12 protein-coding genes, 2 tRNA genes and 1 pseudogene are annotated in these 13,169 nt (G+C 39.4%); 7 read left to right on the top strand and 8 right to left on the bottom strand.

Annotation, left to right across the window (positions count from 1 at the left end):
* Positions 1-71 precede the first annotated feature (71 nt).
* On the bottom strand, positions 72-878 hold the full coding sequence (locus OXIME_RS07650; protein WP_393971249.1) for a dienelactone hydrolase family protein: 807 nt from the start codon (positions 876-878) through the stop codon (positions 72-74).
* Between the two features lie 285 nt (positions 879-1,163).
* On the opposite strand from OXIME_RS07650, the gene OXIME_RS07645 reads away from it, so the two are divergent.
* From OXIME_RS07645 to OXIME_RS07635, 3 genes and pseudogenes are all read left to right on the top strand, one after another.
* Entirely contained in the window at positions 1,164-1,544 is a 381-nt protein-coding gene (locus OXIME_RS07645) for a transposase (RefSeq protein ID WP_393971248.1), read from the top strand.
* Between the two features lie 359 nt (positions 1,545-1,903).
* Positions 1,904-3,544 (top strand): CoA-transferase, encoded by a 1,641-nt coding sequence (locus OXIME_RS07640; protein ID WP_393971247.1) that lies wholly within the window; start codon positions 1,904-1,906, stop codon positions 3,542-3,544.
* A gap of 287 nt (positions 3,545-3,831) precedes the next feature.
* Positions 3,832-4,723, top strand: a pseudogene (locus OXIME_RS07635) (transposase).
* Between the two features lie 41 nt (positions 4,724-4,764).
* Here OXIME_RS07635 and OXIME_RS07630 read toward each other — a convergent pair.
* Positions 4,765-4,837: transfer RNA gene (locus tag OXIME_RS07630), tRNA-Phe, on the bottom strand.
* Positions 4,838-5,057: 220 nt separating this feature from the next.
* Between OXIME_RS07630 and OXIME_RS07625 the strand changes: the two genes are divergently transcribed.
* From OXIME_RS07625 to cca, 3 genes are read left to right on the top strand one after another with little or no spacing between them, the layout of a single operon-like run.
* A complete protein-coding gene (locus OXIME_RS07625) occupies positions 5,058-6,254 on the top strand; it encodes an MFS transporter (RefSeq protein ID WP_393971246.1) in 1,197 nt (398 codons plus the stop codon).
* A 48-nt stretch (positions 6,255-6,302) separates the two neighbouring features.
* Positions 6,303-6,671: a nascent polypeptide-associated complex protein gene (locus tag OXIME_RS07620; protein ID WP_393971245.1), complete on the top strand. Its 369-nt coding sequence runs from the start codon at positions 6,303-6,305 to the stop codon at positions 6,669-6,671.
* Positions 6,668-8,008, top strand: coding sequence for a CCA tRNA nucleotidyltransferase (gene cca, locus OXIME_RS07615; protein WP_393971244.1), 1,341 nt, complete (start codon positions 6,668-6,670; stop codon positions 8,006-8,008). The genes OXIME_RS07620 and cca overlap by 4 nt, the downstream gene beginning before the upstream one ends.
* On the opposite strand, the gene OXIME_RS07610 is transcribed toward cca, so the two are convergent.
* The gene (locus tag OXIME_RS07610) at positions 7,966-8,160 is read right to left on the bottom strand and encodes a hypothetical protein (RefSeq protein ID WP_393971243.1); all 195 of its coding nucleotides are present in this window, start codon (positions 8,158-8,160) and stop codon (positions 7,966-7,968) included. The two genes, cca and OXIME_RS07610, sit on opposite strands and share 43 nt — an antisense overlap.
* 262 nt (positions 8,161-8,422) lie before the next feature.
* A tRNA-Gln gene (locus OXIME_RS07605) sits at positions 8,423-8,495 on the bottom strand.
* A gap of 153 nt (positions 8,496-8,648) precedes the next feature.
* On the opposite strand from OXIME_RS07605, the gene OXIME_RS07600 reads away from it, so the two are divergent.
* Positions 8,649-9,269, top strand: a complete 621-nt coding sequence (locus OXIME_RS07600; RefSeq protein ID WP_393971242.1) for a helix-turn-helix domain-containing protein — start codon at positions 8,649-8,651, stop codon at positions 9,267-9,269.
* Positions 9,270-9,274: 5 nt separating this feature from the next.
* Here OXIME_RS07600 and OXIME_RS07595 read toward each other — a convergent pair whose 3' ends face one another.
* The 4 genes from OXIME_RS07595 to OXIME_RS07580 all read right to left on the bottom strand — a co-directional run bounded on the left by OXIME_RS07595 (position 9,275) and on the right by OXIME_RS07580 (position 13,070).
* Positions 9,275-9,442 carry a hypothetical protein gene (locus OXIME_RS07595; RefSeq protein ID WP_393971241.1) on the bottom strand — a complete coding sequence of 56 codons (168 nt, stop codon included), beginning with the start codon at positions 9,440-9,442 and terminating at the stop codon, positions 9,275-9,277.
* Positions 9,442-10,587, bottom strand: coding sequence for a TIGR04053 family radical SAM/SPASM domain-containing protein (locus OXIME_RS07590; RefSeq protein ID WP_393971240.1), 1,146 nt, complete (start codon positions 10,585-10,587; stop codon positions 9,442-9,444). The genes OXIME_RS07595 and OXIME_RS07590 overlap by 1 nt, the downstream gene beginning before the upstream one ends.
* Before the next feature lie 68 nt (positions 10,588-10,655).
* On the bottom strand, positions 10,656-12,293 hold the full coding sequence (locus OXIME_RS07585; protein WP_393971239.1) for a formate--tetrahydrofolate ligase: 1,638 nt from the start codon (positions 12,291-12,293) through the stop codon (positions 10,656-10,658).
* Positions 12,294-12,638: 345 nt separating this feature from the next.
* Positions 12,639-13,070 (bottom strand): 4Fe-4S binding protein, encoded by a 432-nt coding sequence (locus OXIME_RS07580; RefSeq protein ID WP_393971238.1) that lies wholly within the window; start codon positions 13,068-13,070, stop codon positions 12,639-12,641.
* Positions 13,071-13,169: the final 99 nt, after the last annotated feature.

Below are 13,169 nucleotides of genomic sequence, written 5' to 3'. Positions count from 1 at the left end.
TTCTCACCGCTTGTTATGGATACCCATGTTAGAAAACAGACATCGAGGATTCCTGTCTCTTTATCTGCCATTCACTCACCTAGGTTATGGTGGAAAAACTGGACTGTCCTAGGCCAGACATCCTTTGAAGCATTTTCATCATAGGCAAGCCCTGTGTGGTTGAAGAATGCATGCTGTGTATTGGGGTATATTTTCATCTCAAAGCTTTTCTTATGTTTAAGGATTGCTGGGATAAGATCTGGAAGTCCAGCGTTTATTGGTCCATCTTCCCCGGCATAAATACCAAAAACAGGTCCCTTCAGTTTGGAAAGATCGTCAAGGTTTTTCGGATTTGCCCCGTAGAAGATAACGCTTGCATCAAATGGGACCATGGTGGAGATCTGGAAAGCCAGTCCTCCTCCCATACAGAATCCAACCACCCCCATTTTTCCGTTGGAAAAGGGCTTTTCTTTAAGGTATTTGTATCCCTCAACAAGATCCTTTGACATTGTAATCTCAAAAGACTGCCTGTTAAACATGAGTTCATTGACAATTTTTCTGCTTGATTCACTGGATTTTGAGAGCATTTCCTGTATTGCAGCTTGGTCCCTTCTCTTCTCCGGGGGTAGAGACCACATTGGTCTCATTGCATCCATAATATTCTCCTGAGTATACAGTTCGTAATGTTCTTTACGGGAATAGAGGTGAGGGGCCAATGCCACAAAACCTTCTTCTGCCAGTCTTTTCGCAACACTCTTAAGAAAATCTGTCAGTCCCCAGATTTCCTGTATAACAATTATTGCCGGATGTTTCCCTTTATCATCAGGCCTTGCCATGAAGGATCGAACCTCAGAACCATCGAAGGTCTTGTAACTTATGTTCTCCTCTTTTATGATCATAAAACCACTAAACTTAAAATGCGTTTAGTTTTAAAACCTTATCTGTAATTCAGGTAAAAAAAATACTCAATGGAATCAATCGCCTTATACATTAAAATTTCATGTCAATAAACAATGTGCTTACTCCCCTTTAGGTTAATTCATTTTGAATATTGTGTTTTATATATAGTAACATGCAAATGCTTTGTTGTATTTATCATTTAACAACTAAAAACGCTGCTTTCAAAACAGATGAAAAAGTTGTCATTGAGGAATGGAAGAGAAAGCATGATTATGAGATGATTGATGCCTGTGACATTTGCAATAGGGAATGATTCCGAACATGTGAAGAAGTGGATTGAAAGCCAATATCCCCAATACGTGAAAAAAGAAAAAGATCATAATGCAACAATACTCTTCCAGTATGAATCCGGCATGCAATCCTCTTTAGACAGAAGGAGGACATGGTCTCCCCGTGGAAGAAGGTCTGCTATTGAGATCAGGGAGCATAGGGACAAGATATCAATATCCTCTGCCGTGACAGACGGTGGAGATCTTTACTTCATGATTGTGAATGTCATGAATTATGATTTCATCATAAAGTTCCTTGACCAGATCCTCTCTGAGATCCATGGATTCCTATACATATTCTGGGACAACATCATTCATGATCCAAAGGATCAATAAGGTCAAACAATTCTTCAGAATTCATAATTATGGAATGGTAACAAGAGGTATTACATCATACTCCCAAGAATTTGATCAATTTGATCATAATGATAATCATGATTATAATCATGATGAATAAGCATGGAATGCCCTGAAGTATCAGGAACTTCCAGATTTCTGCCCTATGATCTATGAGGATCTCTAGGGCAGAGCAGAGGAGAAATTACTGAAGATGAAAAATAATCTGGAAAGGATAAAGAAAATAATAAGAAGAAAAAACTTCCAATGCCTTAAGAGGTGAGAATTCATTAAGGCAAAGTAGAATAAACACTTTCGTTATTTCTATTGAGATAAATGAAAATTAATGGAGTGGAAAATTGAGACCTGAAATAGTGGAATTTGGTGACATGAGTTTTCTTGACTGCGTAAAAGACCGTTCTGTTCTGGCAATATCTGGCTTTAACATGGCCACAACACCAGAGTACCTGATAAAATCACTCTATGAGAAATACACATCAACCGGACATCCAAAGTCACTTTTTATCGAGACTGATGCCCTTCCAGCATCGTCAGGAAGAGCACTTGACGCGATACTGAAGGATGCATATGAGAATGGCAATGAGGATTTTATAAGAGGCATGCTGGTTCCTTTCATGGGATTTTCTCCATGGTTACAGAGAATGACTGTTGAAAACAGTTTTCAGGTATATGGATGGCCCATCGGGATAACTGCTTACTGGTTTAGGGAAATTGCATCCGGAAGACCGGGGCTTCTCACAAAAATCGGGCTGGGTACATACCTAGACCCTGATGTGGACTCAGGATCCTTGAATGAAAAGGCAGACGAGGCTAAAGAATGCACAATTTCTAAATTTAGCATTTCTAAAGAGAGTTATCTCCTCTACAGATCTCCCAAACCAGAAATTGCATTTGTGAGAACCAGCTTCTCAGATCGGTATGGGAACCTTACCATGGATGATGAACCAATAAGGGGAACTGTCATGGCAATTACACAGGCAACAAAAGCCAGGCCAAATCCGGGTGTGGTCATTGCACAGGTTAAGAAATATCTCGGAGACATGTCGGTTCCACCGAGGAATGTTGAAATTCCATATCCACTGGTAGATTTCGTAGTCAGTTCACCGGAAAAATACAACTGGCAGGCCAGTTCCTTCTACTACGATCCCAGAGCGTCGTTCAAGTCCAATCCATGGAATTCAAGAGAATTACCAGTAGAAGGTGGAGAAAGAAATGTACCGCAGTCTCAGCAAGTAATTGCAAGAAGAGTTGCAATGGAGCTAATTTCCGTTATAAATTCAAAAGGACCGCCAATACTGATAAACCTCGGCGTGGGAATCCCCTCCCTGATTTCAGGCATAATATCAAGTGAAGAATTATCAAGGAATATAGTTTCTGTTGTTGAATCAGGACCATGGGGTGGTCTGGCTCTTACAGGCCCTGACTTTGGAGTGTCACTTGGGGCATTTGCAGTATCCACAATACCGGATATGTTTTCCAACTATGAGGGCGGAATCATAGATGTAGCATCATTAGGATTTCTCCAAGTGGACCGGTTTGGAAATGTAAACCCTTCATATATTCCTGGAAAACTTACAGGTCCCGGAGGTTTCCCGGTTATTGCTGAAGGAACCCCCAGGGCATATTTTGCCGGTAGTTTCACCGCTGGAAAAACAGATATATCCTTTGATAAGGATGGAATTCATATCAAAAAGGATGGCGACCTTGTAAAATTCGTTAATGATGTTTATAAGATATTCTTCAGCGGGAAAGAAGCGGTGAAGTATTCAAAAGAGATAAAATTCTTCACTGAACGCTGTGTATTTAGTCTTGACAGCAGAGGACTGGTTCTGACAGAGATCGCAAAGGGAGTAGATATCGACAAAGATATCCTGAATAAGATGGAGTTTAAACCTGTTATTGCCAGTGATCTTAAGGAGACACCGGCTGTTGTTTATGAAGATGGAAAGATGAATCTGAAATATGCAATAAAAAAGTAATTATCATGATATTTTTATAAAGATCAACTCAGCAACAATGTGGGGAGATAAGGAAAGTCTATTTCATTCGGATCAAAAAGATAAGGGTTAAAAAATTAAAACTTCAAAGAATCATGTTTTTCCGGTTGGAATTATGAGTTCAAGGTCAGAATAATATATCTTACCGTCAGAAACAGGACTTATTCAGGCAAAATAAACCAAATCCTTTTAAAATTCTAATCAATATTTGAAAACAAGTGTTTTGCATAAATCCCTGACATAGAAGTATCAGAATTGATTGCTGTGTTATGTGCTACACACCAATCTTGATGTCTTGCAATAGAATTACAAGAAGATACTTTGTTCGCTAGAACGAAAGAAGGGAAAATATAATTATTCACTTGTAAACAGGCTTGAAGATCTGATTGTTCCGTCATTCCTCATGGATGGGAATACTCTTCTTTATGAGAACAACAAGGGGAAGAGAGGATCTCTTCAGGACACCAAATTGATCGCATTCATAACATTCCTTTCAGATCACTGGAAGGGATTGCAAAAATATTCTTCAAAATTGTCTGCATAAAATCAATACGCTACAAGAATACTTTCATCTGGATCAAAAATATTGTCCCAAGCTTCCTGATACATAAGAAAAGTTGGCTGATTGTGCAATCGATTCAACAGGCCTCAAGATCACAATACGCGTTGATATCCTAGATCAAAATGGAAGAAGAGGATATGGTACAAACTACATGCTGTCATTTTTATACATAATTTTTCCGTCCTGTCGTTTAGTATAACATATGATCATGTTTACGATTCCAAAGAGGGCAGGAAGATACTAGAATTCATCAGTGATGGGATGAAAAGAATAATGGGAGACGGGGATATGATTCAAAGTCAATATTCAATTTATTAGGATGGAATGCAATAATACCTCACGGGAAGAATGCTTTCTCGCAGATCAGAGGATAGCCTGCAAGGTCTAAGGTTGTCAGGATTATAAGAAAGTCACCTGAAAATCATTGGAAGGAATCCGGGGAATATAAAAAACGCAGGAATGTGGGGATATATCTCTCAGGCTTCAAAGGGATAACGGGTGAAACAATTAAAGCGCTCAAAATTAAATAAATTGTTAAGGAGATTGTACTGAAGGTTCAGTATTACAAAAGTATGAGGGGAATGACAAATGCATATTGATCATTGCAAAACACTTTCAATTTAATTAACTTTTAAGCAAGTGCCGTGAGCCGGGATTGAACCAGCGACCTCCAGATCTTCAGTCTGGCGCTCTCCCAACTGAGCTATCACGGCTTGAATGCTTATATGTTTGCTTTATTAATATCTTTGCCACCTTTCTTTTGTATTCGCCTGTTGCAATGTTATACTAAATTCACGAAAGATAGAAATAAAACACATCCAGTGAAAATGAAAAATTTCGTCCAGCAAATGATAAAAATAAATATCACTTACAAAATAAGGTCCCATTAGAACTTTAAGAATTTCAGAGTTACTAGATATCAGTTCCGGGAAATTGAGCCGGGAACAGATTTCGATTATAGGCCTTTATGCAGTCAGCGGTGCTTTTATCTCTATCATATGGGTGGCTCTGCCTTTTCTTTTTTTCGATCTGAATATTTCTCTATATCTGCTGGGAGTCATTATGGGAATTTCAATTCTGGTTGGATATTTGGCAAGAATTCCTTCAAAATTCTATGTAGACATGGCCGGGCCTGACAATGCAATTGTTATAGGGATAATGGCAATGGGAATCTCTACCTCGCTTGTATTTCTTGCCAAGTCCTTTAATATAGTTCTTTATTCATTTATTCTTATTTTCATTTTTAATTCCCTTTTCAGTGTTGCCATAAAAGAAAAAACAGCGGCAAAATTTGATGGACAGGATTCACTGTCAAAGTTAAGCAATATATCTTTAGTAGGTTCATTTGCAGGATTTTTTATTTTTTCTGTATTTACCACCAAGGAAGCGCCTTATATATACGGTATTATCTCTCTCATAATGATTTTTTCAGCTGTAGCTTCAATGATGATACTCTCACCATTCAAAAAGACGGTTGTCAGGAAACAACTGCATTTTGACATAAAAGATTTGGTAAGAAAGCCTCTAGAGGTGGTGGAAAGCCTCAGTCGCATGAAAAACCGGGAATTTCTTATTGTAGTAATTGTTGTAGAGATACTGATCATACTTTCAATGAGTTCCGTAAACGTTTTCATCCCTGCACTTGCCATCAAGGACGGATTAACTCTCAGACCGGTCTTCATTCTTTTCGGAATACTGGGAACAGCATCATTTTTCCTGAAATATGTGGGAAGAATGTTCGGGTCAGGATCATTTTTTAAGATGTTTTACGTTCTCAGGCCGGGAATTATAATGGTAGCCATGGTCTTCTTCTCCATAGCCATTTCAAGTTACCTCTTTGTGGTAGGATTTGCATTTATGGCTCTTGTAACCCTTACAGAAAGAGGTTTCAATAGCTATCAATGGAATAAATTCAGTCTTACTGATGCAGATAAAATAAGGGCTGCAATGGCATTCTTTTCAGTACCAATGTTGATAATCGCTCCGTTGCTGGGTTCTCTTCTCTGGTTCGCGTCACCAAGGCTTCTTTTTGGGTTTGCAATACTACCGGCAATATTTGCATTAATGATAACCATGTTTGCTCAGGGCTACAGATCAACAGTTGATTCTCCAAAGCCCATGAATCAGTGATCCGTAATTCAGGTTAAATTTAATTAGCATCTTTATATTCGAGAAAACATGATACCTGGAAAATTCAATTCAAGAGAAGTAAAGAGAATGATGGCCCAGATGGGCATTAAATCAAATGAAATGACAGATGTCAAAAAAGTTATTCTCTATGGAGATACAAAAAATTATGTCATAGAAAATGCAGCCGTCACAATGATAGAGGCGCAAGGTCAGAAATCCTTTCAGATTGTTGGAAACATAAAAGAGGCCCCAAAGAGTGCCGGGGAGGTAAAACAGGAAGAGATCTCACCTTATAATAATGAGGACATCAAACTGGTAATGGATCAGACGGGTGTTGGAAGAGAAAAGGCTATCGAGGCTCTGAAAGGAGCTGACGGTGAGCCTGCACAGGCAATTTTAAACCTTCTGAGCAAATGAAAGATATAAATGATCTCCTTTCTCTTTTCAGGCCGGATTCAGCTGAAGAGGAAAGTATAAGGAAAACGGTTGATTTTGTATTCGAAAAGATAGTATACTACTGCAGAGAGAATAATATTGACGCGGAACCTGTTCTAGTTGGTTCTGTAGCAAAGGGTACTAATCTTAGGGATGGCGACATAGACATATTTGTTAGATTCGAAAAAAAATATCCCAGGGCAAAAATGGAGAAACTGGGGCTTTCAATAGGTCATTTTGTTCTTGAGAATGGTAAGGAAAAGTACGCAGAACACCCTTATGTTACCGGTTTTATTGATGGGAAGAAAGTAGATATTGTGCCCTCATACAGGATGCTTCCGGGAGAAAATATACTAAGTTCAGTGGACAGAACACCACTTCACACAGAATATGTGAAGTCAAAATTGAGTCTTGAAGGGAAAGATGAAGTCAGGAAGCTGAAACTGTTCATGAAACATATTGGTGTATACGGATCTGATGCCCGTACGTTGGGGTTTTCAGGGTATATATGTGAACTTCTAATTATTAATACTGGAAATTTCATCAAGACAATAGAGATGTTCGCAACTATGAGAGGGAAGCTCATTATAGGCGATCCTCAATACACTGAAGTTTTCCAATCGCCTGCAATAGTTATTGATCCCACAGACAGTACCAGAAATGCTGCGGCGGCAATCAGTTTGGAAAACCTTTCAAGAATGAAATTCTGCAGTCGACTGTACCTGAATGGAAAACTGCCGGAATACAATCAATCCAGAGGGGGGAGGAAGAAAGATAAAAAAGAGAGAGGAACAACTTTACGTGTTTTCCGCGTTAAGAAACCTGACATACTGGACGATATACTATACCCCCAGGCGTTGAGATTCAAGAATGCCATATGGGGAATAATGGAAAGGAACGATCTAAGGCCCATATCATGGGAAATATGCATGCAGGATCATATTGATGTTATAATAGAATCGGAAAATAAAGTGGTTCCGGCACTGAAGACTCATCGGGGACCGCCTGTGGACGAGCCCAGCTCAATTGACTTTTACAACAAATGGATGAATATGGAAATATCGAGGGGCCCTTACATATTGGGAGATAGAATCTATGTAGATCTGCTAAGGCAACAGAAATCCATAAGTGATGTGGTCAGAGAGGGATTGAAAAAAATCAACATAGGGAAAAATATAGATGATCAGAAGGAGACGATGGAAATATTCGATCCCTACGATCCGGGAAGGGATTCCTGTGCGCTTGATCTGTTTTATTCAAAATTTATTTTCCAGGTTCATCCGCCGGAAAAAACCTCGAGGAATACAAGATCATCCTGAGGTGAGGCAACCTCATCAGAGGTTGCTGGATTTCCGTTAAGAAGGATTACATAAGAATTAACATTCAACCCCAGTTCAGAAACAACACTGGAAATTGTGGTTGGTGTTCTTATATCTCTTTTAATACTTGTTTTTCCCACTATCCTTATCATAATTCTTCACAATTCGAGTTCGTTGATCCAATATGAAGCTAAAAAGATTACTGTTCAGGCCAGTACCTTCCCATGTTTTTGGTTTTTGCGATTGTTCAAGACCACGTGCTATAAGAATTTAGAAGGATATGCGGGAAGTTTCTATACTTTTGATTATTAGTCTCTCCAATTATGGACTTTGTCAATTCGATTCCTTAAAGATTGTATATGGGATAGCTTATATCCAGGTTGTTTTCAATTCAGGCTGGCATGGAAAGGATCATAGCCCCGGGCAGATTCGAACTGCCGTCGACGGATCCAAAGTCCGATATGCTTGTCCACTACACCACGGGGCTTTATCTCCGAAGAATTTAAATGATGTTAAAAAGGTTTTGCAGTTAGATTTCTGCAGTTTTTGATATTTGCGGATATAAATAATGTAAGTACATGGGTTTCACTGAAGTCCGATTGATAACAATATTTAAAAATTTGAACACAATACTTAAGCAATGCCTTCAAGGTCAGGGGAATCAATTGATGCACTTATTGAAGTTACAAGATCGGACTGTAAAGTAACAAATGAGATATACTCCAAAAATTACTCAGCCGAAATACTTCGATTGAAGGTTGGTGAAGATAGCACCATACACAAAGTGATATGCCTTAACAACAGAGATGAAGTTTATCATGATCTGAAGCTTATCGCAAAAAGTGCATCAAAAATAGGCAAAAATACTGTGTGGGTTGAAAGTTTAAGTTGCAGCTCATGCCATTTTTTTGCAAGCCAGGACATCATAGTATCCGGGACAAAATCCATCAACAGAAATCATCTGATATACCGCATTATTCTACCTTCCAAATTCCATCTCAAAGAATTAATGGAAAAATTGGAAAAACTCAACCTCAATCCAGTACTTATTGAGTCACACGAGAACCTGCACTCTGATCTTACGCCAAGGGAAAAAGAAATCATCGAATTGGCCTATAAAAGAGGCTATTATGACACTGAAAGAAAGATGTCAATGAAGGATCTTGCAAACGAACTTCATGTTTCTGCATCCTCTCTTTCAGACGTACTCAGGAGAGGTACAAAAAAAATTGTAAAGTCTTTCGTGGACAACAATTTCTAAAAAGGTCACGGCTTACCTTTAATGAACCTGGAAAATTTTATACGAAATCTTCTCAGATACATCATAATTGCATTGTAAACCATTATAAGAATAAGGCCCACGATAACCTTGGGGAAACTTCTGCTATCTTCTGTTTCAGGTGTAACCGACAAGGAGCAGTCTATTGAGGGCATCAGACGAAGACCTCCGTAAAATCATATCTCTTATGCAAAGCATCAAAATCGCACATGGGATCGTTTCCAAATGGGTCTCCATTCAGGTTGTAGGATCTTGCCCTTGATCCAGGGCAGTATCCATTGTATGCACAAATTGCACATTTACTACTGAATTTTGATGGGTCTCTCAACAGTTTCATAACCCCACTTGTGCGGTAAATTTCAACAATGGATTTTTCCCTTATATTGCCCACCTCAACTGGCAGGAAACCGGATGGGTAAACCTTCCCGTCATGAGAAACAAACACTATCCCATTTCCATCCCAGGTAGTTCCTACAGGGCTAGTTTTTGTAGAGTCAGGTTTTCCTTCATTATCAATTGTAATTTTCTTCAGCTGTTCAAATATTTTACCTCCGGAAAGTTCACCGGAAGCCATGTAGTCTATCTGTATCCGTCTGAATATTGGTGACTCGACAGTCCTTATATTCATCCCATAGAAAGAAGCGAAGACAAGCCACTTGTTAACATCATTGACTTTTACTGAATCCAGAGTTTTAAGTTCACTGGCTTTTCCGGTATTTACGAGGAAAAATACCTCCCAGGTGCTGATGTGCTTATTTCTCAGAATGCTGAACACACGAGGGAGTTCTGAAATATTTTCACGCATAACCGTGGTGTTAATCTGAACCTTTATGCCCAGCTTGGAAAGAAGGTCAATAATATCCATGGTTTTTTGAAACGCCCCCTTAACTCCTCTTATTTTATCATGAATCTCCGGGCTGCCCCCATCAAGGCTCAGAGATACTGAAACCATTCCATTATCCTTTAGATACTGCATTTTTTCCTCTGTTACAAGATTAGTTGCGGAGGGACTTATAGAATATCGGATACCTTCTGAGTGGAGTTCCCGTGCAATCTCTTCCAGATTGGACTTTTTCATTACATCTCCGCCTGAAAGAATCACTACAGGATACGGCTTTCCAAAATCCTTCAAACTTCTTACGAAGTTCAGGGATTCCTCTGGATCAAGTTCCCCAGGCTGGGGGTCCTTCATGGCTAAAGCCCTGCACTGGATGCAGGAGAGATCACAGGCTTTTGTTGTCTCCCAGAAAATAAGGATGGGTCTTTCTTCCCATTTGTGGTAATCTCCAACACTTTCCATAGTATGTATCATGAGAGATCTATATTTAACCGGAACCCCTTATATTTAAGGAGGTGAAAGAAAAAAATTTAGAGCCCGGTTATGTTTCCTTTTTCATCAACATCCATGCCATTCGCCGCAGGCACTTTGGGAAGTCCAGGCATGGTCATTATCTCTCCAAGCATGGGAACAAGGAATCCTGCCCCTGATGCTATTCTTATGTCTCTAACATTCACCTTGAAATTTTCAGGTGCATTGAGTTTAGAAGCATCGTCACTGAAAGAATACTGGTTCTTGGCCATACAAATAGGAAGACCCTCAAGTCCTAACTGTTTGATTTTCTTTATAGCAAGTTTAGCCTGCTTACTGTATTCTACTGAAGTGCCCCCGTAAACCTGTGTGACTATGCTTTCTATCTTTTCCTGGAGAGGCTGTGTAAATTCGTATGTTCTCTTAATCATGGGATGGTCCTGGAGATTTTCAAGTATCTTACTGGCAAGTTCAAGTCCACCTTTTCCCCCTTTTTCAAATACCTCAGATCTGGCCCATTTGATCTTTTTAGAATCCATTATTGATCCTATGAGTTTGATCTCCTTTTCAGAATCTGAGGCAAAGATGTTAAGCGAAACTACAGGATCAAAACCGAATCTCCTTATGTTTTCCACATGCCTCAGGAGATTTCTGCTTCCATCTTTCAGTGCGTCCAGATCCTCAATGTTATAATCCCTGGCCCCGCCGTGGTGTTTCAGAGCCCTGATGGTACACACAAGAACTACCCCATTTATGGGCAGTTTTCCCACCCGTGATACCAGGTTGAAGAATTTCTCTGCCCCAAGTTCAGATCCGAAACCAGCCTCAGTGACAACATAATCTGCAAGCTTAAGTGCAATCCTGTCAGCAAGTATGCTGGATGTTCCATGGGCTATGTTTCCAAATGGCCCAGTATGTATAAATGCAGGATTTCCCTCAGCAGTCTGCACAATATTGGGTTTGATCGCGTCCCTCAAAAGAACTGCCATCGATCCCTGGGCATTCAGATCACCCGCGTATATGGGTCTGTTATCAGTACTGTATGCCACAAGGATACGGGAGAGCCTTTCCTTGAGATCTGAATAACCCTCAGCCAGCCCAACTATCGCCATTATTTCTGAAGCCGGGGTTATAACGTACTTATCCTCAACCATTGATCCATTCTCATGCCCACCCGTTCCAACTATAACTTCTCTCAGTGACCTGTCGTTCATATCAATTGTTCTTGGGAAGAGAATCTTCTTCGGGTCTATTCTAAGATCATTTCCATAATGAATGTGGTTATTTATGAGTGCAGAAAGTAAATTGTGAGCTGCAGTAACTGCTGGAAAATCAGATGTAAAAAACAGGTTTATGCGGTCGCTTGGTTCGACTGTTGCTTTTCCTCCTCCAGTCGCTCCACCTTTGATACCGAAGCATGGCCCAAGAGATGGTTCCCTGATAGCCACAATGACCTTTTTTCCCATTGAACCAAGGGCTTCAGTAAGTCCTATGGAGGTTGTTGTTTTACCCTCTCCTGCAGGGGTGGGGTTTATTGAGGTTACAAGTATAAGTTTCCCATCGTCCTTGTTTCTCAGTCTTTCAAGAATACCAAGCGATACCTTGGCCATATAATTTCCATAGGTTTCAAGCTCCTCATCCCTTATGCCAATTGGATCTACAACATCTTTTATGTTCTTTAAATTAAAATTCTCCATAACATCACCTATGGATGTTATGTCTTGAAATTATATTTATTATGCGTAAACACAAGAATTTGTTAGGAATACTAAAATCACTTGGAGAAAAAAGGGTTGTTAATTGGACTGATCAAGTTCTTTCTTTACAGTCTTATTAACATATTCGCCAACATCTTGACCTCTATTTACAATCTTATCATACAGATTCTTTTTCAGATATATCACCGGCATATTTCATTACCTCTTTAACAGGGATCATCCTGCTTAAGGTTGTTATTAACATCAAAAAGATAAAGAAGACACCTGAAATTTAAAGATAATTATTTAAATAATATGAAATACTGCGAAAAAAATTTTATTGGATTATGGTGTTATTTTAATTGCTCTTGTCGGGCACACACTTTCGCAGGCCATGCAGAATATACAATCGCTTTCCCTTACCGGGTCACATTTATCAGTTCTGTATTTTGCATATAAATCCTTGTCTCCTGTGATGTCCTTGTCATTTCCGGTCCCCATCTGACCAGGATTCAGGAGCCATTCGTAAAGTGTCACAGGGCACACATCCATGCAGGCCCCATCAGCTATACATGTTTCAAAATCTATTGCAACTTTGCTCCCATGTATACCATTCTTAGTGGGGTAAGGCTTTCCATCCGCATCCATTCTCTGCATTCCCTCTGCTCTAACTTCATGATCAAAATGCTTCCCGGTTACTGGGTAGTGTTCTACATCATCCAAGAAATTCTCATCTATAGGCTTTGGCTTGTAATCCAGTGATTCTAATTTTACCATCTTATCACCTATTCCAGATATCTTGATAATTATTTAAATTATATGTTGTTTTTCTTCAAAAATCAAAAAATCATAAACTTACTGCCATGATAAGATTTT

It is taken from the genome of Oxyplasma meridianum (assembly GCF_038024865.1).
Lineage (GTDB): Archaea > Thermoplasmatota > Thermoplasmata > Thermoplasmatales > Thermoplasmataceae > Oxyplasma > Oxyplasma meridianum.
The sequence above is the reverse complement of the archived record's forward strand: the minus strand, read 5'-3'. Positions and strand labels throughout refer to the sequence as shown.

Coding starts and splice junctions, on each gene's coding strand:
- OXIME_RS07585 (WP_393971239.1), bottom strand. CDS start 12,293: ATGGAGAATTTTAATTTAAAGAACATAAAAGATGTTGTAGATCCAATT.
- OXIME_RS07620 (WP_393971245.1), top strand. CDS start 6,303: ATGATACCTGGAAAATTCAATTCAAGAGAAGTAAAGAGAATGATGGCC.
- OXIME_RS07580 (WP_393971238.1), bottom strand. CDS start 13,070: ATGGTAAAATTAGAATCACTGGATTACAAGCCAAAGCCTATAGATGAG.
- cca (WP_393971244.1), top strand. CDS start 6,668: ATGAAAGATATAAATGATCTCCTTTCTCTTTTCAGGCCGGATTCAGCT.
- OXIME_RS07595 (WP_393971241.1), bottom strand. CDS start 9,442: ATGCCCTCAATAGACTGCTCCTTGTCGGTTACACCTGAAACAGAAGAT.
- OXIME_RS07650 (WP_393971249.1), bottom strand. CDS start 878: ATGATCATAAAAGAGGAGAACATAAGTTACAAGACCTTCGATGGTTCT.
- OXIME_RS07590 (WP_393971240.1), bottom strand. CDS start 10,587: ATGGAAAGTGTTGGAGATTACCACAAATGGGAAGAAAGACCCATCCTT.
- OXIME_RS07600 (WP_393971242.1), top strand. CDS start 8,649: ATGCCTTCAAGGTCAGGGGAATCAATTGATGCACTTATTGAAGTTACA.
- OXIME_RS07610 (WP_393971243.1), bottom strand. CDS start 8,160: ATGATAAGGATAGTGGGAAAAACAAGTATTAAAAGAGATATAAGAACA.
- OXIME_RS07645 (WP_393971248.1), top strand. CDS start 1,164: ATGCCTGTGACATTTGCAATAGGGAATGATTCCGAACATGTGAAGAAG.